We start from the raw sequence: 18,780 nt of genomic DNA, 5'->3' as shown, positions 1-18,780 counted from the left end.
GGGCGCGAGTGTACGCCAGGGGGGCTGGGGATTCTTGTGCTTTCTTGCGGTGTAAACCTGTGCCGGCCTCTTCGCGGGTAAACCCGCTCCCACAGGATTTCCACAGGGCCGAGCACTGCACAGAACCTGTGGGAGCGGGTTTACCCGCGAAGAGGCCGGTACAGGCGCCGTATTCCGGACAGGCAGACTAAGCTCTGTATCTCACCCCTGCACCGAGGTCTTCGCATGCCCCAGCCCTGGCCCGCTGTCGAAATCGCCCGGACGATCCTTGCCGGCTTCGACGACTACCGCGACCACTTCCAGCGCATCACCCTCGGTGCCCGCCAGCGCTTCGAGCAGGCGCGCTGGCAGGATATCCAGCGTGCCGCCGCCGCCCGTATCAATCTCTATGAAGAGAAGGTCGCCGAGGTCAACGGCTGGCTGCGCCAGAGCTTTGCCGAGGACGTGCTGCTGGATGTGGAGCAATGGCCGTTGGTGAAGAACGCCTATATCCACCTGATCGACCCAAGGCTGGACGACGAGCTGTCCGAGACCTGGTACAACTCGCTGTTCTGCAGCCTGTTCAGCCACGACCTGATCAGCGACGGCTGCATGTTCATCCACACCACCCGACCGTCCATGCGCAGCCGTGAGCGCGCCGCGCAAACCCGTACCTATCGGCCTGACGGTGGGCTCAAGGGCCTGCTGCGAGCGGTGTTCAGCGATTACCCGTTCGATGTGCCGTACGGCGACCTGGAGGGCGACCTGGTGCGCCTGGAGGATCAACTGCGCGACTGCCTGCCGGACTGGGTATGCAAGGACCCGACCTTGGCGTTGGAGCTGTTTGTGCCGGTGCTTTACCGCAACAAGGGTGCCTACCTGGTCGGCCGTCTGTTCAACAGCGATGAGCAATGGCCGCTGGTAATCCCGCTGCTGCACCGCGAAGGGCACGGTATCGAGGCCGATGCGCTGATCACCGACGAGGCCGAGGTGTCGATCATCTTTTCCTTCACCCGCTCGTACTTCATGGTCGATGTGCCGGTGCCGGCGGAGTTCGTCAACTTCCTCAAACGCATCTTGCCGGGCAAGCACATTGCCGAGCTGTATACCTCCATCGGTTTCTACAAGCATGGCAAGTCGGAGTTCTACCGGGCGCTGATCAACCACCTGGCCAGCAGCGACGACCGCTTCGTCATGGCGCCCGGGGTGCGCGGCATGGTCATGAGCGTGTTCACCCTGCCGGGCTTCAACACCGTGTTCAAGATCATCAAGGACCGTTTTTCACCGTCGAAGACGGTCGACCGTGCCACGGTGATAGACAAGTACCGGCTGGTGAAAAGCGTCGACCGCGTCGGGCGCATGGCCGATACCCAGGAGTTCGCCGATTTTCGATTCCCGCGCAGCAAGTTCGAGCCGGAATGCCTGGCCGAACTGCTGGAGGTGGCGCCATCGACCGTGGCGCTCGAGGGTGACACGGTGCTGATCCGCCACTGCTGGACCGAGCGGCGCATGACGCCGCTGAACCTGTACCTGGAACACGCCAGCGAGGGCCAGGTGCTGGAGGCCCTGGAGGATTACGGCCTGGCCATCAAGCAGTTGGCGGCGGCGAATATCTTCCCTGGCGACATGCTGCTGAAGAACTTTGGCGTAACCCGCCATGGCCGGGTGGTGTTCTATGACTATGACGAGATCAGCTTCCTGACCGAGGTGAACTTCCGCCATATCCCGCCGCCGCGTTACCCGGAGGACGAGATGTCGGGCGAGCCGTGGTACTCGATCGGGCCGCATGACGTGTTCCCCGAGGAGTTTCCGCCGTTCCTGTTTGCCGATATCGGCCAGCGGCGCTTGTTCAGCCGCCTGCATGGGGAGTTGTACGACGCAGATTACTGGAAGGGGCTGCAGGCGGCGATTCGTGACGGGAAGGTGATCGATGTGTTTCCGTATCGGCGCAAGGGGCGGTGACTGTGCTTTAACAGGCCTGGCCCCTTCGCGGGTAAACCCGCTCCCACAGGTACGGCACAGGATTCGAAACCAGTGAGGTCCCTGTGGGAGCGGGTTTACCCGCGAAGAGGCCAGGCCTGCTTTTCACCGTCACCCTTTCAAACACTTCAATTCACTGAAATCGGTACGCACCTTGCCCAACCGTTCCTGCAGGTACCGCCGCTGCTGCGGGGTACTCTGGTGCACCAGGTCCACCAGCAAGCTGCGCGCCTGCTGCTCGGTATTCTGATACGCCGCCCGGTACTCCGGCGTCCACAAACTCTCCTTGCGCTGCAACAGCGTTGCCAGGCGCGGCTCGAAGCTGGCGTCGTTGCGCTGGTTCATCGCCAGCAGCAATTGCTGCTGCCAGTGCGCGCGGTTGGCGATCCATTCGCGGTTCTGGTCGCCCAGCGCCTGGGACCAGGCCTGCACGCGCTGCTTCTGCACCGCGGTCAGCTCGCCGAACCACGGCGTCAGGCGTTTCTCCATGCGTTCGGTACGGCGGGCGATCTGCTTGTCCAGCGGCGTATCCACATACTTCTTCTGCCGTTCGCTGATGTCTTCGCGGAACGCCTCGCGCATCTCCGCCACCTGGGCATCGCTCATGCCGCGCAGCAGCTCGGTGGCCGAAGGGGTGATTTCCTCGGCTACCCGGCCAATCGCCTCGCGGGCTTCGCGGGTACGCTGCTGCAGGGATTGGTCGGTCACCTGGTCGTCGGCGACCATGCCGCGTACCCGGTCCAGCCAGTCGAGGTAACCAGGCAGCTGGGTCTTGCAATGCCAGGCCAGGTGCTCCCGCAGGCGGTCGTCAAGCATGGCCTTCTGCTCGCTGTTCATGGCCAGGTAGTCGCCCAGCGACCACGGCACCAGGCGGTCGAGGTTGCGGTAGGCCAGGTCGATACGGCTGCAGGCGGCCAAGGCCAGTGCGCAGCCGATGGCGACGAGCAGGGCTTTGGACAGGCGTAGCGGCATGGGCTGCTCCTTGCGGGTGCTTGCCCGTCGGTAGACGCAAGAGGGACGCTGACGGTTCCACTGCATCAGCGGTCGGGCGGCGCGCTGGCTTCAGGTGTAGAATAGCCGCCTTGTCTTGAGGAACATCGGAAATGGCTCTGCTTGGGCGATACAACAGTTTGCAAATCGTGAAACACGTGGACTTCGGCCTGTACCTGGACGGCGGCGCCGACGGCGAGATCCTGCTGCCCGGGCGCTACATCCCGAAAAACGCCGAAACCGAAGTGGATGACTGGCTGAACGTGTTCATCTACCTGGACAGCGAAGACCAGTTGATCGCCACCACCGAGAAGCCCAAGGTGCAGGTTGGCGAGTTCGCCAGCCTCAAGGTCAAGGATATCAACGGTGCCGGCATCTTCCTCGACTGGGGCCTGTCCAAGGACCTGCTGATGCCGTACTCGGAAGAGGCGCGGCCGCTGAAGATCGGCGACTACTGCGTGGTGCACGTGTACCTCGACAAGCGCACCCGCCGCATCACCGCCACCTCACGCCTGGACCGTTATCTTGACCGCACCCCGGCGGACTACCAGGTGGGCCAGCCGGTCGAGCTGCTGGTGGCCGGCGAGACACCGATGGGCTTCAAGGCGATCATCAACAACCGCCACTGGGGCCTGATCCACAAGAACGAGGTGTTCAAGTTCCTGCGCTCGGGAATGCACGAGAAGGGCTTCATCAAGGAAGTGCGCGCGGACGGCAAGATCGCCTTGAGCTTGCAACCGGTGGGTGCTGCCCTGGCCGACAGCCTGCAGGAGCAGATCATGGCGCGCCTGGAGGCCGAAGGCGGGGTGCTGGGGGTGTGCGACAAGAGCGACCCGGCTCTGATCAGCAAGTTGTTCAACGTCAGCAAGGGCAACTTCAAGAAGGCCATTGGCGGGTTGTTCAAGCAGGGCCGCATCGTCATCCATGACGATCGCATCGAAAAGGCCTGATCAGGCCTGCACGAAGGTACGGAAGTCCAGCTGCTCGCCACCCGGGCGGGTGTCGCGCAGCAGCGAGTCGCGGTCGGCGCTGAGGGCCAGGCTGATGGTCGAGCGGCGCTTGCCGGGGTTGCGCACTTCCATCTGTTCCTGGTGAGCGCGCAGGAAGTTGGTCGGCACCTTCAGGTGCTGCAGCTCGTCGCTTTCCGGGGTGTGCAGCAGCAGGTTGACCCAGTCGGGCTGGCCCTTGCGCAGCAGCGCCACCGGCACCTCGAACCACCACAGGTTGCGCTTGCGGTCGAGGATGGCGAACAGGGTGTTGCTGCTGGTCAGCACCGGGCGGGCCAGTGCTTCGTTACGCCGGGCGATGGCGGCGGGTTTGTCGAGTTTCATGCAGGTTCCTGCGGGTTGACGCTATGAAGGCCTGCATTGTGAGGGGTGGCGGGTAGCGGGGGCAAGGTTTGCCAACCGCCTTGCCGCTCGGTTCGAAGGCGAAAAAACTGTTGGAACGCTTGGCGAAGGCGTCGGGTCCACCGACTGTCGGCACGGTCCACGTGCCCCCAATTGCAGGAGTTTTGCCATGAGCGGTACCAAAGACAAAGCGAAAGGCCTGGCCAACGAAGCGATCGGCAACGTCAAGCAGGGTGTCGGCAAAGTGACCGACAACGAGCGGCTGCGGGCCGAGGGCGAGGCGCAGGAGCTCAAGGGCGAGGGGCAACAGATCAAGGGCAACGTGAAGGACGCGGTGAAAAAGCCTTGATGTGAGTGGCCTGTCCCGGCCTTTTCGCGGGCGTGCCCGCTCCCACAGGTACTGAACAGATTTCAAGCACTGTGCGGTACCTGTGGGAGCGGGCGTCCCTATGAATAGGCCGCTACTGGCGTAAGCAAATTCTTGCAGCATGGCCAGGATCAGCACAGCAGCGGCATGGTCTATTAGACTTACCCGTGGTACCCACGAATCAAGCGGCGAAAGGAGACGCTATGATTTTCCCCGACCTGCGCGGCCTGCCCCTGCACCGCGTGCTGGTACGCACCGTCAAGGAATTCCTCGACGACGAGATGTCGACCTACGCTTCTGCACTGGCCTACCAGATGCTGTTCTCGTTGTTCCCGTTCCTGCTGTTCCTGATCGCCCTGATCGGTTTCCTGCACCTGCCGGACTTCTTCTCCTGGCTGCGCCTGCAATCGGAACTGGTGCTGCCACCCCAGGCGCTGGAGCAGGTCAACCCGGTGATCGACCAGTTGCAGCAGTCCAAGGGCGGGCTGCTGTCAGTAGGTATCGTGATTGCCTTGTGGACCGCATCGGCCGGTGTGCGCCTGATGATGAGCGCGATGAACGCCGCCTACGATGTGCCCGAGGGCCGCCCGGTGTGGAAGCGCATTCCGTTGTCGATCATCTATACCGTGGGCATTGCCGGCATGTTGCTGGTGGCAGCGGCGCTGATGGTGCTGGGCCCGCAGGTGATGGAGTGGATTGCCGCCCAGGTCGGCATGCAGGAGGTGATCGTCACGGTGTGGACCATCCTGCGCTGGCCGGCGATCATCATCCTGATGATGGTAGCGGTGGCGCTGATCTACTACGTGATGCCCGATGTCAAGCAGCAGTTCCGCTTCATCACCCCGGGTTCGGTGCTGGCGGTGGTGGTGTGGATCTTGGCGTCGCTGGGCTTTGCCTACTACGTGAAGACCTTTGCCGACTACAACGCCATGTACGGCAGTATCGGTGCAATCATCGTGCTATTGCTGTATTTCTATATCTCCGCCGCCGTTTTGCTGCTGGGCGCGGAGATGAACGCAGTGATCGAGCACATGTCGAGCGAGGGCAAGAACCCTGGCGAAAAGGACGTCGATGAGCACAAGCCCCGCGAAACCATTACCGTGCTGGGCCATGAGCACCCCGTTCCGAGCGAGCACCAATCTTCAGAGCCGAACCCCAGATGATCCGTGACATTCTCAAGATGGGCGACGAACGCCTGCTACGCATCGCCCCGCCAGTGCCCGAGCACATGCTCGGCAGCGCCGAACTGCAGCAACTGATCGACGACATGTTCGAAACCATGCGCCATGTGGGCGGTGTCGGCCTGGCCGCACCGCAGATCGGCATCGACCTGCAACTGGTGATCTTCGGCTTCGAGCGCAGCGAGCGTTACCCGGATGCCGAACCGGTGCCGCAGACTATCCTGCTCAACCCGGTCATCACGCCCACATCCAGCGAGATCGAGGACGGTTGGGAAGGCTGCCTGTCGGTGCCCGGCCTGCGCGGTGTGGTACCGCGTTTCAAGCACATCTGCTATGAAGGCATCGACCCCCAGGGCAACCCGATCAACCGTTTTGCCGACGGCTTCCATGCGCGGGTGGTGCAGCATGAATGCGACCACCTGATCGGCCGGCTTTACCCGTCACGCATCCAGGACTTTTCCCGGTTCGGCTACACCGAGGTGCTGTTCCCCGGGCTCGACGCCAGCGACGACTGACCTCGTTGCAGTGCCACCAGGCGTTTGCTGCGCTGGTAGCGCTGCAGGCGGCCAGCCAGGGCTTCTGGCAGCTGCTGGGCGATGTCGAAGCCCAGGCGCTGGTAGAAGGGCGCAAGGTCCGGGTGGCAGAACAGCCAGGTGGGCCCGCCAGCCTGCGCCAGCGCCGCCTCGACCAACCGCCCGGCCACCCCTTGGCTGCGCCGCTGCGGGTCGACGAATAACCCGGTCAGCCAGAAGCCTTCGCCCACCGGGCTCAGGCTCAGGCCCGCGATGATGCCGGGACCCCGCGCCACCCATAGCTCAGCGTCGCCCGCAGCACGCATGCGTGAGCCGTGCTGGCGGTAAAAGTGGTCCAGCAGCCGGCGTTCCGGGGCCGAAAGTTTCGAACAGTACAAATTTTCAGAAATTGCGCGCCCTGCCCTGAAAGGTGGCCAAAGGCTCTGGCCCGATGTTTTGCGGTCAACTTGTCGCAGATTGTTGCATATCTGGCAAGGGTGAATGTCCGAGTTCGGGGTTCAACTATTCCAGGCCGGGAGTAGACTTTTACCTATCCCCACTGGCAGTACGAAGCGGGATCGGTACTTCGTGCCATCTTCACCGCAGATGGCAACTTCTCCGCGCCGGGCACGGCAATAGAAGTCAATCGATCAGCTTGAATGCTCAAAAGGCAAACTCACATGAAACCATTACTGATTCTTGCATTGGTCGGTATGTCCTCGTTCGCCCTCGCCGATGAGGCCAGACCTGTCTCCAGCGAGCCCGTCGCCCAGCAGTACGACTACTCCATGAACCTGGACATCAAGCGGGTGATCAACCTGTCGACCATCCCCAACGTCTGCGAAGTGGTACCTGCGACCATGACTTACGAAGACCACCAGGGCCAGGTGCACACCATCCAGTACCGGGCCATGGGTGAGGGGTGCCAGCAGGGTTGAGCCCGCCAAGGGCCTGCCACAGCATTTTCAGCGCCTGTGAGACCGAGCGCCGCCCGCGCGGCGCGCGGTCTCACAGGCGCCACATCACCCAAGGCATGCACCTTGTCGCCCCGACGCAATCCCCCCATATGCATTTCAAACCACAACCAACCCAGAATAATTTCCTCGACCTGTCGATTCCTCCGTCCCTCGTTCGACCATAGGTGAGAGCACGTTGCACCCCGTGCCCAATCACCCATGACCTGTCGGAGGAACCCCCGATGAGCACCGCAGCCGAAACCGAGATCCGCCAATTGATCGAGCGCTGGATGCAGGCCGTGCGCGATCGCGACATCCCCAACATCATCGCTCCCTATGCCGACGACATCGTCGCCTTCGATGCCATCCAGGCCCTGCAGTTCAAGGGCAAGGCAACCTACCAGGCGCACTGGGAAATGTGCATGGGCATGTGCCCCGGCCCCATGGTTTTCGAATACGCCGAACTCACCGTGCATGCCGCTGGCGACCTGGCCCTGGCCCACTGGCTTAACCGCTGTGGCCCCGCGGACAACGAAAGCCAGTGCGGCTTCATGCGCGCCACCGTGGGCTATCGTCGTCAAGGTGGTCAGTGGCAGGTAATCCACGAGCACTGGTCGGCGCCGTTCGACATGCAAACCCAGAAGGCCCTGTTCGATCTCAAACCCTGAACCGTTATCGCCAATCGCACTTTGCCAATGCCCTGGAGGCGACCATGAAATACCTGTGCCTGGTCTATTGTGACGAGGGGCTGTTGCACAGCCTGCCCGACAGCCCGGAAGACGCCGAATGCATGGCGTATGCCGAATCCATCCAAGGCTCTGGGCGAATGCTGGCGGCCGAGGCGCTGAAGCCGGTGCAGACCGCCACCACAGTGCGCATGCGCAACGGGCACATGAGCCTGACCGACGGCCCGTTCGCCGAGACCAAGGAGCAGTTGGCGGGCTTCTACCTGGTGGAAGCCCGCGACCTGAACGAGGCGCTGAACATCGCCAAGGGCATCCCCGCCGCGCGGGTCGGCAGTGTCGAGGTGCGACCGGTGCGCGAACTGCAACCCTGACAGCAATGGAGACTTCCCAGCATGAGCCTGGCACACCCCGCGCAAGTGCAACACGAGTTGTCCATCAGTCGCCTGATCGACGCACCGCCGTCCAAGGTGTTCCGCGCCTGGACCGACCCTCAGTGGCTGATGCAATGGTGGGGGCCGCACGGCATGACCACCCCGGAATGTGAGATGCAGTTGTGGATCGGTGGCCTGTTCCGCACCGTGATGCGGGCGCCGGATGGCAGCGATTACCCGAACCAGGGCGTATTCCTGGAGATTGCTGCGCCGCGACGGCTGGTGTTCACCGATGCCTTCGGCCCAGGCTGGGTGCCTTCGGACAAGGCGTTCATGACTGCCGTGATCAGTTTTGACGAGGAACAAGGCAAAACCCGCTACACCGCCCGCGCCTGGCACTGGAATGCCGCCGACTGCCGCGCCCATGAGGAAATGGGCTTCCACCAGGGTTGGGGAGAGAGCCTGGACCGCCTGGTGGAGGTGGTGACCCAGCGGATGCCCGACTGATGACGGCACTGGCGCAGGTGCGCGCCGAGGTCGAGGCGGTCTACCGGAGCGAGTCACGGCGCATCCTGGCGACGCTGATCCGCCTGCTGGGTGATTTCGACCTGGCCGAGGAGGCCATGCACGATGCCTTCTTCATCGCCGTCGAGCGCTGGCAGCGCGACGGTATCCCCGATAACCCGCGGGCGTGGCTGGTGTCCACCGGCCGCTTCAAGGCCATCGATGCGCTGCGCCGGCGCGCCCGGTTCGACCGTTCCCAGGCGGACCTGAGCATGCTGCTCGACGGCCAGGCGCAGGACCCCAGCGAAGAAGAGCTGCTGGCCGACGACCGCTTGCGGCTGATCTTCACCTGCTGCCACCCGGCCTTGTCCGCCGATGCCCAGGTGCCGCTGACCCTGCGTGAAGTCTGCGACCTGACCACCGAGCAGATCGCCCGTGCTTTCCTGCAGAGCCCGGCCACCATCGCCCAGCGTATCGTGCGCGCCAAGGCCAAGATCCGCGATGCCGGCATCCCTTATCAGGTGCCGGAGCTGAACGAACTGCCCGAGCGCCTGGAGAGTGTGCTGCGGGTGATCTACCTGGTGTTCAACGAGGGCTATTCGGCGTCGTCGGGCGAGGCGCTGTTGCAGCAGGAGCTGAGCGATGAAGCCATTCGCCTGGCGCGCCTGCTGGTGCAGTTGCTGCCCGACCCGGAGGCGGTCGGCCTGCTGGCCTTGATGTTGCTGCAGGCATCCCGGCAGCGGGCGCGTACCGATGGCCGGGGTAACCTGGTATTGCTCGAGCAGCAGGATCGTAGCCTGTGGGACCGGCAACGCATTGCCGAAGGTTGCGAACTGGTGCGCCAGGCCCTGCAAAGCCGGGCGTTCGGTGCCTATACCTTGCAGGCGGCGATTGCGGCGGTGCATGCCGAAGCGGCGACAGCCGAAGCGACCGACTGGGCGGAGATCGTCGGGCTGTATGACGTGCTGCAGCGGCATTGGCCGTCAGCTGTGGTTGAACTGAACAGGGCCGTGGCGCTGGCGAAGCGGGATGGGCCGGAGGTTGGCCTGCGGGAGGTCGAAGGGATTCTGGCGCGGGGAGAGTTGCTGGACTATCACCTGGCGCATGCGACGCGGGGTGAGCTGCATTACCAGCTGGGGCATATGGAAGAGGCCCGGGCGGCCTGGCGGCAGGCGCTGGCGTTGACCCGGCAGGAACCGGAGCGCAGGCATATCGAGCGGCGGTTGCAGGCTATCGAATGATGTTGGCTGCGCCGGCCTCTTCGCGGGTAAACCCGCTCCCACAGGATTGCGTCACGGCTTGATGCTGTGAGGTCCATGTGGGAGCGGGTTTACCCGCGAAAGGGCCGGTACTGCCTGCATCAATCTTCAGCTAGCCACAAAATTCGGCGGCGACACCAGCTCGACGGTCTGCTGCTTGCGCGGTGCCAGGATCTCGGCCTCACCCTGGACCACCAGCTCATCGTTCTGGTTGTACACATTGGTGGCGATGCGCACCTTGAACTTGGGCAGCTTCTCCAGGATTTCCAGGCGCACGGTCAGGGTATCGCCAATTTTCACCGGCTTCTGGAAGCTCATTTGCTGGCCCAGGTAGATGGTGCCAGGGCCAGGCAGGGTGCAGGCCACTGCAGCACTGATCAGCGCGCCGCTGAACATGCCGTGGGCGATGCGCTCGCGGAACATGCTCTTGGCAGCGAACTCGGCGTCCAGGTGTACCGGGTTGTGGTCACCGGACATCGCGGCGAACAACTGGATGTCGCGTTCTTCGACGGACTTCTTGTACTCGGCCTTCTGGCCGACTTCGAGGGCTTCGTAAGGCGTGTTGGTGACCTGGGACATCGGGGCTTCCTTAAGCGGTAGGCGAGGGCGGCTATCATTCACTGCGCACAGGGCGGCCAAGAGCCAGCGCCTGTTCAAGCCAGCCGAGAATATCGGCGGTGACCTCGTTACGGTTGGTTTCGTTGAGTACTTCGTGCCGCGCCTCAGGATAGACGCGCAGCTGTACATGTCGATTGCCGGTCGCGCGCAAAGCGTCGGCCAGGTGGGTGAGACGCTTGCCGGCGCTGACCGGATCACATTCACCACCTATCACCAGCAGCGGCAGGTTAGGATCGATCTGCGCGAGATTACTCGGCTGGCTGATCTGCGCCAAGCCTTGCAGCAGGTCAAGCCACAACTGGTTGCTGCAGCGAAAGCCGCAGAGCGGGTCGTTGACGTACAGGTCGACCTGCGCCGGGTCGCGGCTGAGCCAGTCGAACGCCGTGCGGTTGGGCTTGAAGGCCTTGTTGAACGAGCCGAACGACAACCACTCTATGAGCGCGCTCTTTCCCAGCGGCCCTTGGCGCCAGGCCTCCAGCCGGGCAATCAGGCGCGCCACACAGTAGAGCGCTGCCGGCTGGTAGTTGGAACCACTAAGGATCGCCCCGTGCAGGCTGCCACTGTGGTGCAGCAGGTAGGCCTGGGCGATGTAGCTGCCCATGCTGTGGCCGAACAGGAACAGCGGCGTGCACGGGTATTGCTGGCCGATGTGCTGGGCCAGCAGCCCGATGTCGTTGACCACGGCATTCCAGCCATGATGGCGGGCGAACAGGCCGAGGCTGCCCAGCTCGGCCGTGCGTCCATGGCCGCGCTGGTCGGGGGCGAACAGGGCGAAGCCGGCCTCGCTCAAGGCATGGCCCAGGTGCTGGTAGCGCCCGGCGTGCTCGGCCATGCCATGGGCCAGCAGCACCACGGCTTTTACCGGTGTGGCCGGCAACCATTGGTGCACATACAGGCTGCAGTGCTCGCTGGCGGGTAGCCAGAAGGCGTCGTGAGGCATGGCGGGTCCTTGTGCGCACAGGTACCCGAACAGTGTATGCACAACCGACCGGATTGCAGGAAGGGCACAAATAAGATTCACAATGTTAATGGCGGCACTTGGCGTATATGCCACCTTGGTCTTACCTGCTAACGTCGGATCAACGCCTTTTCGCTTTCGGGCGGGCAGGTGAAAGGATTACAGGACTCACAGCAGGTCCAGGCAGAGGAACAATAATAAATGCAAGCCGACTTCTGGAATGACAAGCGCCCGGCGGGCGTGCCTTCCACCATCGACATCAATGCCTACACCTCGGTCGTCGAGGTGTTCGAGCGCTCCTGCAAACGCTTCGCCGACCGCCCGGCCTTCAGCAATTTGGGCGTGACCCTGACCTACGCGGACCTGGAACGCCATTCGGCGGCCTTCGCCGCCTGGCTGCAGCAGCACACCGACCTCAAGCCGGGCGACCGCATCGCGGTGCAGATGCCCAATGTGCTGCAATACCCCATCGCTGTGTTCGGTGCCCTGCGCGCTGGCCTGATCGTGGTCAACACCAACCCGCTGTATACCGAGCGCGAGATGCGCCACCAGTTCAAGGACAGCGGCGCGCGTGCGCTGGTGTACCTGAACATGTTCGGCAAGCGCGTGCAGGAGGTGTTGCCCGATACCGGCATCGAGTACCTGATCGAGGCGAGGATGGGCGACCTGCTACCCACCGCCAAGGGCTGGCTGGTCAACACCGTGGTCGACAAGGTCAAGAAGATGGTGCCGGCCTACCAGCTGCCCCAGGCTGTGTCGTTCAAGCAGGTGCTGCGCCAGGGCCGCGAGCTGTCGCACAAGCCGGTGCCGCTCAGCCTGGACGACACTGCCGTGCTGCAATACACCGGTGGCACCACCGGCCTGGCCAAGGGCGCCATGCTCACCCACGGCAACCTGGTGGCCAACATGCTGCAGGTGCTGGCCTGCTTCTCGCAGCACGGGCCGGACGGGCAGAAGCTGATCAAGGACGGCCAGGAGGTGATGATCGCGCCGTTGCCGCTTTACCACATCTATGCGTTTACCGCGAATTGCATGTGCATGATGGTCACCGGCAACCACAACGTGCTGATCACCAACCCGCGTGATATTTCCGGCTTCATCAAGGAGCTGGGCAAATGGCGTTTCTCCGCCTTGCTGGGCCTGAACACGCTGTTCGTCGCACTGATGGACCACCCGGGCTTCCGCCAGCTCGACTTTTCGGCGCTGAAGGTCACCAACTCCGGCGGCACCGCACTGGTCAAGGCCACCGCCGAACGCTGGGAGGCGCTTACCGGTTGCCGCATCGTCGAAGGCTACGGCCTGACCGAAACCTCGCCGGTGGCCAGCACCAACCCCTATGGCCAGCTGGCGCGTCTGGGTACGGTGGGCATCCCGGTGGCGGGCACCGCCTTCAAGGTGATCGACGATGGCGGCAACGAGCTGCCGCTGGGCGAGCGGGGCGAGCTGTGCATCAAGGGCCCGCAGGTGATGAAAGGCTACTGGCAGCAGCCCGAGGCCACGGCCCAGGCCCTGGATGCGGAGGGCTGGTTCAAGACCGGCGACATCGCGGTGATCGACCCGGACGGCTTCACCCGCATTGTCGACCGCAAGAAGGACATGATCATCGTCTCGGGTTTCAACGTGTACCCCAACGAGATCGAGGATGTGGTGATGGGCCATCCCAAGGTCGCCAACTGCGCGGCCATCGGCGTACCGGACGAGCGCTCCGGCGAGGCGGTGAAGCTGTTCGTTGTGCCGCGCGAGGGCGGGCTGAGCGTGGATGAGCTGAAGGCCTACTGCAAGGCCAACTTCACCGGCTACAAGGTGCCCAAGCACATCGTGCTGCGCGAGTCGTTGCCGATGACGCCGGTGGGCAAGATCCTGCGGCGGGAGCTGCGCGACATAGCTTGATACCGGGTTGGCTTCTTCGCGGGTGAACCCGCTCCTACACCGTCCAGTGTAGGAGCGGGTTCACCCGCGAATGCCTTAAAGCCGCTCTAACAGGCTGATCACAGCCCGATCTGCGACATTTTGGATAATTACTCTAAAAATGACCTGTATTGTTCATTGAGTCATTTTTATGACCGTGAGGCCTATTTTGGCCTCTAGGCGACCCCAGGCAAAGCTGTTACTCTCGGCCCGCTTTCAGATGATCCGGTTTGCAACGAGCCGTCATCCCATATCAATAATAAGCGCATCGACGCGTGAATCGAACTTCGCTGTTGCTGAAGGAGTGGGCTTCCATGATCGAAAATTTTTGGAAGGATAAGTACCCAGCCGGGATTACGGCGGAAATCAATCCTGACGAATTCCCCAATATCCAGGCGGTACTCAAGCAATCCTGCCAACGCTTTGCCGACAAACCGGCCTTTAGCAACCTGGGCAAGACTATCACTTATGGCGAGCTGTATGCGCTGTCGGGAGCGTTTGCCGCCTGGTTGCAGCAGCATACCGACCTCAAGCCGGGTGACCGCATTGCCGTGCAGCTGCCTAACGTACTGCAATACCCGGTAGCGGTATTCGGTGCCATGCGTGCCGGGCTGATCGTGGTCAACACCAACCCGCTGTACACCGCACGGGAAATGGAACACCAGTTCAACGACTCCGGCGCCAAGGCCTTGGTGTGCCTGGCCAACATGGCCCACCTGGCCGAGAAGGTAGTGCCCAAGACCCAGGTCAGGCACGTCATCGTCACCGAAGTGGCCGACCTGCTGCCGCCGCTCAAGCGCCTGCTGATCAACAGCGTGATCAAGTACGTGAAGAAGATGGTGCCGGCCTACAACCTGCCGCGTGCCGTACGCTTCAACGACGCTCTGGCGCAGGGCAAGGGCCAGCCGGTGACCGAGGCCAACCCGCAGGCCAACGACGTGGCGGTGCTGCAGTACACCGGTGGCACCACCGGCGTGGCCAAGGGCGCGATGCTTACCCACCGCAACCTTGTGGCCAACATGCTGCAGTGCCGGGCGCTGATGGGCTCCAACCTGCATGAAGGCTGCGAAATCCTCATCACCCCGCTGCCGCTGTACCACATCTACGCCTTTACCTTCCATTGCATGGCAATGATGCTGATCGGCAACCACAACGTGCTGATCAGCAACCCGCGTGACCTGCCAGCCATGGTCAAGGAACTGGGCAAGTGGAAGTTCAGCGGCTTCGTCGGCCTCAACACCCTGTTCGTTGCCTTGTGCAACAACGAGGCGTTCCGTGCCCTGGACTTTTCGGCGCTGAAGATCACCCTTTCTGGCGGCATGGCCCTGCAACTGAGCGTGGCCGAGCGCTGGAAGGCCGTGACCGGCTGCGCCATCTGCGAAGGCTATGGCATGACCGAGACCAGCCCGGTGGCTGCGGTGAACCCGGCTGAGGCCAACCAGGTCGGCACCATCGGTATTCCGGTGCCGTCCACCCTGTGCAAGGTCATCGACGACAACGGCAACGAGCTGCCGCTGGGCGAGGTGGGCGAGTTGTGCGTCAAGGGCCCGCAGGTGATGAAGGGCTACTGGCAGCGTGAGGAGGCCACTGCCGAGATCCTCGACAGCGATGGCTGGCTGAAGACCGGCGACATCGCCGTGATCCAGCCGGATGGTTACATGCGCATCGTCGACCGCAAGAAGGACATGATCCTGGTCTCGGGCTTCAACGTTTACCCCAACGAGCTGGAGGATGTGCTGGCGGCCCTGCCGGGCGTGCTTCAGTGCGCGGCCATCGGCGTGCCGGACGAGAAGTCCGGTGAAGTGATCAAGGTGTTCATCGTGGTCAAGCCGGGCATGACCCTGACCAAGGAACAGGTAATGGAGCACATGCGCGCCAACGTTACCGGCTACAAGGTACCGCGCCAGATCGAGTTCCGCGACGCGCTGCCGACCACCAACGTGGGCAAGATCCTGCGCCGTGAGCTGCGTGATGAAGAGCTGAAGAAGCAGGGCCTGAAGAAGATCGCCTGATCTTCTGAATCTCTGCTGGCTTTACCGACCTCTTCGCGGGTAAACCCGCTCCCACAGGTTCTGTGCAACTCTCAAGGGTTGTGCAATACCTGTGGGAGCGGGTTTACCCGCGAAGAGGCCGGTAAAATCAGCGCAATTTCTCCAGCATCTGGTAATACCACATCCCTGCCGCCAACAGCGGGTTCCCCAGCAGTTCCCCCATTGGCACCCGCACATGCTTGCACTGGGCAAAGGTGTCGAACTTCTCCAGCGTCCCGGTCAACGCCTCGGCCATGATCTCGCCCATGATGTGGCTGGTGGCAATGCCGTGCCCCGAATAACCCTGGCAATACCAAACGTTGTCCGACAGCTTGCCCAGCTGCGGGATGCGGTTGACCACGATGCCCATGGCGCAGCTCCACTGGAACTCGATCGGCACGCCTTTCAACGCCGGGAAGGTGCGCTCGATGCACGGGCGCAGTTCGCCTTCGATATCCCGTGAATCACGGCCGGAATAGTTGGCGCCACCGCCAAACAGCAGACGCTTGTCGGCGGTCAGCCGGTAGTAGTCGAGGACGAAGCGGCAGTCGTACACCGCCAGGTCCTGCGGGTTGATCTGTTCGGCCAGTTCCCCCAGCGGTGCGGTAGTGACGATGCCGCCCATGGCCGGGAAGATCTTGCCCTTGAGCTGGCGCTTTTCCAGTTTGTGGTACACATCGCCGGCCAGCATCACCTGGCGCGCCTCGACCCGCCCGTGGGCAGTGACTACCGCCGGGCGCGGGCCGTGGACGATGTCCAGCACTTCGGAGTTTTCGAAAATCAGCGCCCCCAGGCCATGGGCGGCACGGGCCTCGCCCAGGCACAGGTTGAGCGGGTGCAGGTGCAGGTTGCGCAGGTTTTTCAGCGCGCCCAGGTACAGCGGGCTTTGCAGGTGCTCGGCCACGCCATCGCGGTCCAGCAGTTGCACCTGCTCGCCCATGCCGCGCCGCCGGGCCTCGGCTTCGAATGCGCGCAGCTCGTCCATGTGCGAGGGCTTCATGGCCGCGTGCAGGTGGCCGCGCTTGAGGTCGCAGTCGATGTTGTAGCGTGCCACGCGCTGCTCGATCACCTGGTGCCCGCGCCAGCGCAAGTGCCAGATGAAGTCATCGACCTCGGCACCCAGGCGGTTGCGCATCTGCGTGCGCATGGCTTCGTCGCCCGACAGGCTGCCGGTGACCTGGCCGCCGTTGCGCCCGCTGGCACCCCAGCCGATGCGGTTGGTTTCGACGATGGCCACCTTCAGGCCACGCTCGGCCAGTTCCACCGCCGTGGCCACGCCGGTGAAGCCGCCGCCGATGATCGCCACATCCACTTGTACCGTGCCCTTGAGCTGCGGGTACGCGGTGTGGTCGTTGAGGGTGGCGCTGTAGTAGGACGGCGCGCGTTGCGCCGGCCCTTTGTTCAATGCTGCATTCATGGGTGTTCCTTGTTATCCGGGGATCAGGCCTGGTGCAGGTACCAGCGCCAGTCCTGCTCACTGACTTCGGCCATGAACTGGCGGTACTCGGCGCGCTTGACCTTCAGGTATACGCCAAGGAAGTCCTCGCCCAGTGCTTCGCGAGCCCAGCTCGAATGCTGCAGGGCGTCGAGGGCAGTCAGCCAGTCGGTGGGCAGGTGTTCGGTGGCCTGGGCATAGCCATTGCCTTCCACCGGTGCCCCCGGGTCCAGCTGTTGGCGAATGCCCCAGTGGCTGGCGGCAAGGATCGCCGCAGCGGCCAGGTAGGGGTTGGCATCGGCGCCGCAGATGCGGTGCTCCACGTGCCGGCTGTTGGCCGGACCGCCCGGTATGCGCAGGCTCACGGTGCGGTTGTCGACGCCCCAGGTTGGCGCCAGCGGGGCATAGCTGTTGGCCTGGAAGCGGCGGAACGAGTTGGCGTTGGGGCAGAACAGCAGCAGCGAGTCGCGCAGGTGTCGCAGCATGCCTGCCACGGCCTGGCGCAGCAGCGGGGTGCCGGCCTTGTCCTCACTGGCGAACAGGTTGTTGCCGGCGCTGTCGGCCAGGCTCAGGTGCATGTGCATGCCGGTGCCGGCCAGTTGCGCGAACGGCTTGGCCATGAAGCAGGCCTGCATGCCATGGGCATGGGCAATGCCTTTGACCAGGCGCTTGTAGCGCACGGCCTGGTCCATCGCCTGCAGAGCGTCGCCGTGCTCGAGGGTGATTTCCACCTGGCCGGGGGCGTATTCCGAAATCGCCGTGCGCGCCGGGATGCCCTGGGCCTTGCAGGCGGCGTAGAGGTCGGCAAGGAACGGCTCGATCTGCTCCAGTTCGCGCAGGCCATACACCTGGGTGGTGCGTGGGCGGCCGCCGTCATTGTCCAGTGCCGGTTGCGGGCGGCCCTGGGCATCAGGTTGCTGGTCCAGCAGGTAGAACTCCAGCTCGCAGGCCATCACCGGATGGTAGCCGTCGGCCTTCAACGCCTCGATGGTACGCAGCAGCACATGGCGCGGGTCGGCGATGCTGGCTGGCAGGCCCTCGTTCGGGTGCATGCTCACCTGCACCGCGGCGGTCGGCACCCGGCGCCAGGGCAGGCGCACCAGGCTGCCTTCAAGCGGGTAGGCGCGGCAGTCGATATCGCCCACGTCCCACACCAGGCCGGAGTTTTCCACGTCGTCGCCGTTCAGGGTCAGGCCGAGAATGGTGCTGGGCAGCGGCCGGCCGGTCTGGTACACGGCCAACAGTTCGTCGCGGTGCAGCAGCTTGCCGCGCGGCACGCCATTGGCGTCGAGGATGAACAGTTCGAACAGTTCGATATCGGGGTTGTCGGCCAGAAAACGGCTGGCCTGCTCTACAGGTGCAAAGTGCATGATGGATTCGCTCACGGGCGCACGGGCCACCGCGCATGCTGGCGGCCCGGCTGAGTCAAACGGCCGGAAGACGGCCGGGTCTGGTCACAACGGCGTGAGCGAGAAATCCGGTGGGCGTGCGTGACGGCAGTGCCACAGGGCCCAGAAGGCGAGGATGATGTGGACCAGCGGATTCTCACCGGCACGGCGCCGGGCCTTCGCTTGCGAAGGGCGGGACGACGGTGGGGCGATGGGCTGGACGGGAGTCATGCCTTTGATACTCACATGCGGCGTAAGGTTGATTAAAGCAGTGAATGGCAACCTTTACATCGCACCTGGCTAAACATT

Annotated in this window: 19 protein-coding genes; 12 read left to right on the top strand and 7 right to left on the bottom strand. The window is 63.4% G+C overall.

Annotation, left to right across the window (positions count from 1 at the left end):
• Nucleotides 1-225: 225 nt before the first annotated feature.
• Nucleotides 226-1,941 carry a bifunctional isocitrate dehydrogenase kinase/phosphatase gene (gene aceK, locus QN085_RS19165; RefSeq protein ID WP_013973730.1) on the top strand — a complete coding sequence of 572 codons (1,716 nt, stop codon included), beginning with the start codon at nt 226-228 and terminating at the stop codon, nt 1,939-1,941.
• Nucleotides 1,942-2,070: 129 nt separating this feature from the next.
• On the opposite strand, the gene QN085_RS19160 is transcribed toward aceK, so the two are convergent.
• On the bottom strand, nt 2,071-2,931 hold the full coding sequence (locus QN085_RS19160; RefSeq protein WP_013973729.1) for a DUF6279 family lipoprotein: 861 nt from the start codon (nt 2,929-2,931) through the stop codon (nt 2,071-2,073).
• Nucleotides 2,932-3,062: 131 nt separating this feature from the next.
• On the opposite strand from QN085_RS19160, the gene QN085_RS19155 reads away from it, so the two are divergent.
• On the top strand, nt 3,063-3,899 hold the full coding sequence (locus QN085_RS19155) for a CvfB family protein (protein ID WP_013973728.1): 837 nt from the start codon (nt 3,063-3,065) through the stop codon (nt 3,897-3,899).
• Here the strand turns inward: QN085_RS19155 and QN085_RS19150 are convergent, their stop codons facing one another.
• The gene (locus QN085_RS19150; protein WP_013973727.1) at nt 3,900-4,280 is read right to left on the bottom strand and encodes a hypothetical protein; all 381 of its coding nucleotides are present in this window, start codon (nt 4,278-4,280) and stop codon (nt 3,900-3,902) included.
• Between the two features lie 187 nt (nt 4,281-4,467).
• Between QN085_RS19150 and QN085_RS19145 the strand changes: the two genes are divergently transcribed.
• The 3 genes from QN085_RS19145 to def all read left to right on the top strand — a co-directional run bounded on the left by QN085_RS19145 (nt 4,468) and on the right by def (nt 6,361).
• Complete coding sequence (locus tag QN085_RS19145) at nt 4,468-4,647, top strand: CsbD family protein (RefSeq protein ID WP_015271319.1); 180 nt, start codon at nt 4,468-4,470, stop codon at nt 4,645-4,647.
• A 221-nt stretch (nt 4,648-4,868) separates the two neighbouring features.
• Nucleotides 4,869-5,828, top strand: a complete 960-nt coding sequence (locus tag QN085_RS19140; protein ID WP_013973725.1) for a YihY/virulence factor BrkB family protein — start codon at nt 4,869-4,871, stop codon at nt 5,826-5,828.
• Complete coding sequence (def, locus tag QN085_RS19135; RefSeq protein ID WP_013973724.1) at nt 5,825-6,361, top strand: peptide deformylase; 537 nt, start codon at nt 5,825-5,827, stop codon at nt 6,359-6,361. The genes QN085_RS19140 and def overlap by 4 nt, the downstream gene beginning before the upstream one ends.
• Here def and QN085_RS19130 read toward each other — a convergent pair.
• Complete coding sequence (locus QN085_RS19130) at nt 6,316-6,684, bottom strand: GNAT family N-acetyltransferase (RefSeq protein ID WP_024087560.1); 369 nt, start codon at nt 6,682-6,684, stop codon at nt 6,316-6,318. The genes def and QN085_RS19130 overlap by 46 nt on opposite strands.
• Before the next feature lie 354 nt (nt 6,685-7,038).
• Here QN085_RS19130 and QN085_RS19125 point away from each other — a divergent pair, with 354 nt between their 5' ends.
• From QN085_RS19125 to QN085_RS19105, 5 genes are all read left to right on the top strand, one after another.
• Nucleotides 7,039-7,296: a DUF2790 domain-containing protein gene (locus QN085_RS19125; RefSeq protein WP_004375752.1), complete on the top strand. Its 258-nt coding sequence runs from the start codon at nt 7,039-7,041 to the stop codon at nt 7,294-7,296.
• 260 nt (nt 7,297-7,556) lie between these two features.
• On the top strand, nt 7,557-7,982 hold the full coding sequence (locus QN085_RS19120) for a YybH family protein (RefSeq protein ID WP_013973722.1): 426 nt from the start codon (nt 7,557-7,559) through the stop codon (nt 7,980-7,982).
• Between the two features lie 44 nt (nt 7,983-8,026).
• A complete protein-coding gene (locus QN085_RS19115; RefSeq protein ID WP_013973721.1) occupies nt 8,027-8,371 on the top strand; it encodes a YciI family protein in 345 nt (114 codons plus the stop codon).
• Between the two features lie 21 nt (nt 8,372-8,392).
• Entirely contained in the window at nt 8,393-8,878 is a 486-nt protein-coding gene (locus tag QN085_RS19110; protein ID WP_013973720.1) for an SRPBCC family protein, read from the top strand.
• Nucleotides 8,878-10,116, top strand: coding sequence for an RNA polymerase sigma factor (locus tag QN085_RS19105; RefSeq protein ID WP_023661921.1), 1,239 nt, complete (start codon nt 8,878-8,880; stop codon nt 10,114-10,116). Before QN085_RS19110 ends, QN085_RS19105 begins: the two co-directional genes overlap by 1 nt.
• 126 nt (nt 10,117-10,242) lie before the next feature.
• Here the strand turns inward: QN085_RS19105 and QN085_RS19100 are convergent, their stop codons facing one another.
• Together QN085_RS19100 and QN085_RS19095 are read right to left on the bottom strand one after the other, a co-directional pair.
• On the bottom strand, nt 10,243-10,713 hold the full coding sequence (locus tag QN085_RS19100; protein WP_012273633.1) for a MaoC family dehydratase: 471 nt from the start codon (nt 10,711-10,713) through the stop codon (nt 10,243-10,245).
• A 34-nt stretch (nt 10,714-10,747) separates the two neighbouring features.
• Nucleotides 10,748-11,692 (bottom strand): alpha/beta hydrolase, encoded by a 945-nt coding sequence (locus tag QN085_RS19095; RefSeq protein ID WP_013973718.1) that lies wholly within the window; start codon nt 11,690-11,692, stop codon nt 10,748-10,750.
• A gap of 219 nt (nt 11,693-11,911) precedes the next feature.
• Between QN085_RS19095 and fadD2 the strand changes: the two genes are divergently transcribed.
• Nucleotides 11,912-13,600, top strand: coding sequence for a long-chain-fatty-acid--CoA ligase FadD2 (fadD2, locus tag QN085_RS19090; protein WP_013973717.1), 1,689 nt, complete (start codon nt 11,912-11,914; stop codon nt 13,598-13,600).
• A gap of 332 nt (nt 13,601-13,932) precedes the next feature.
• Nucleotides 13,933-15,630 (top strand): long-chain-fatty-acid--CoA ligase FadD1, encoded by a 1,698-nt coding sequence (gene fadD1, locus QN085_RS19085; RefSeq protein WP_023663600.1) that lies wholly within the window; start codon nt 13,933-13,935, stop codon nt 15,628-15,630.
• Nucleotides 15,631-15,757: 127 nt separating this feature from the next.
• Here fadD1 and QN085_RS19080 read toward each other — a convergent pair whose 3' ends face one another.
• Nucleotides 15,758-17,065: an NAD(P)/FAD-dependent oxidoreductase gene (locus tag QN085_RS19080; RefSeq protein WP_023662137.1), complete on the bottom strand. Its 1,308-nt coding sequence runs from the start codon at nt 17,063-17,065 to the stop codon at nt 15,758-15,760.
• Nucleotides 17,066-17,088: 23 nt separating this feature from the next.
• Nucleotides 17,089-18,453: a glutamine synthetase family protein gene (locus QN085_RS19075; RefSeq protein ID WP_024087557.1), complete on the bottom strand. Its 1,365-nt coding sequence runs from the start codon at nt 18,451-18,453 to the stop codon at nt 17,089-17,091.
• Nucleotides 18,454-18,780 lie beyond the last annotated feature (327 nt).

Source organism: Pseudomonas sp. M2(2023) (assembly GCF_030263955.1).
In the GTDB taxonomy this organism is placed as follows: domain Bacteria; phylum Pseudomonadota; class Gammaproteobacteria; order Pseudomonadales; family Pseudomonadaceae; genus Aquipseudomonas; species Aquipseudomonas asiatica.
This window is presented reverse-complemented; position numbering and strand designations above follow the sequence as displayed.

Coding starts and splice junctions, on each gene's coding strand:
- aceK (WP_013973730.1), top strand. CDS start 226: ATGCCCCAGCCCTGGCCCGCTGTCGAAATCGCCCGGACGATCCTTGCC.
- QN085_RS19160 (WP_013973729.1), bottom strand. CDS start 2,931: ATGCCGCTACGCCTGTCCAAAGCCCTGCTCGTCGCCATCGGCTGCGCA.
- QN085_RS19155 (WP_013973728.1), top strand. CDS start 3,063: ATGGCTCTGCTTGGGCGATACAACAGTTTGCAAATCGTGAAACACGTG.
- QN085_RS19150 (WP_013973727.1), bottom strand. CDS start 4,280: ATGAAACTCGACAAACCCGCCGCCATCGCCCGGCGTAACGAAGCACTG.
- QN085_RS19145 (WP_015271319.1), top strand. CDS start 4,468: ATGAGCGGTACCAAAGACAAAGCGAAAGGCCTGGCCAACGAAGCGATC.
- QN085_RS19140 (WP_013973725.1), top strand. CDS start 4,869: ATGATTTTCCCCGACCTGCGCGGCCTGCCCCTGCACCGCGTGCTGGTA.
- def (WP_013973724.1), top strand. CDS start 5,825: ATGATCCGTGACATTCTCAAGATGGGCGACGAACGCCTGCTACGCATC.
- QN085_RS19130 (WP_024087560.1), bottom strand. CDS start 6,684: ATGCGTGCTGCGGGCGACGCTGAGCTATGGGTGGCGCGGGGTCCCGGC.
- QN085_RS19125 (WP_004375752.1), top strand. CDS start 7,039: ATGAAACCATTACTGATTCTTGCATTGGTCGGTATGTCCTCGTTCGCC.
- QN085_RS19120 (WP_013973722.1), top strand. CDS start 7,557: ATGAGCACCGCAGCCGAAACCGAGATCCGCCAATTGATCGAGCGCTGG.
- QN085_RS19115 (WP_013973721.1), top strand. CDS start 8,027: ATGAAATACCTGTGCCTGGTCTATTGTGACGAGGGGCTGTTGCACAGC.
- QN085_RS19110 (WP_013973720.1), top strand. CDS start 8,393: ATGAGCCTGGCACACCCCGCGCAAGTGCAACACGAGTTGTCCATCAGT.
- QN085_RS19105 (WP_023661921.1), top strand. CDS start 8,878: ATGACGGCACTGGCGCAGGTGCGCGCCGAGGTCGAGGCGGTCTACCGG.
- QN085_RS19100 (WP_012273633.1), bottom strand. CDS start 10,713: ATGTCCCAGGTCACCAACACGCCTTACGAAGCCCTCGAAGTCGGCCAG.
- QN085_RS19095 (WP_013973718.1), bottom strand. CDS start 11,692: ATGCCTCACGACGCCTTCTGGCTACCCGCCAGCGAGCACTGCAGCCTG.
- fadD2 (WP_013973717.1), top strand. CDS start 11,912: ATGCAAGCCGACTTCTGGAATGACAAGCGCCCGGCGGGCGTGCCTTCC.
- fadD1 (WP_023663600.1), top strand. CDS start 13,933: ATGATCGAAAATTTTTGGAAGGATAAGTACCCAGCCGGGATTACGGCG.
- QN085_RS19080 (WP_023662137.1), bottom strand. CDS start 17,065: ATGAATGCAGCATTGAACAAAGGGCCGGCGCAACGCGCGCCGTCCTAC.
- QN085_RS19075 (WP_024087557.1), bottom strand. CDS start 18,453: ATGCACTTTGCACCTGTAGAGCAGGCCAGCCGTTTTCTGGCCGACAAC.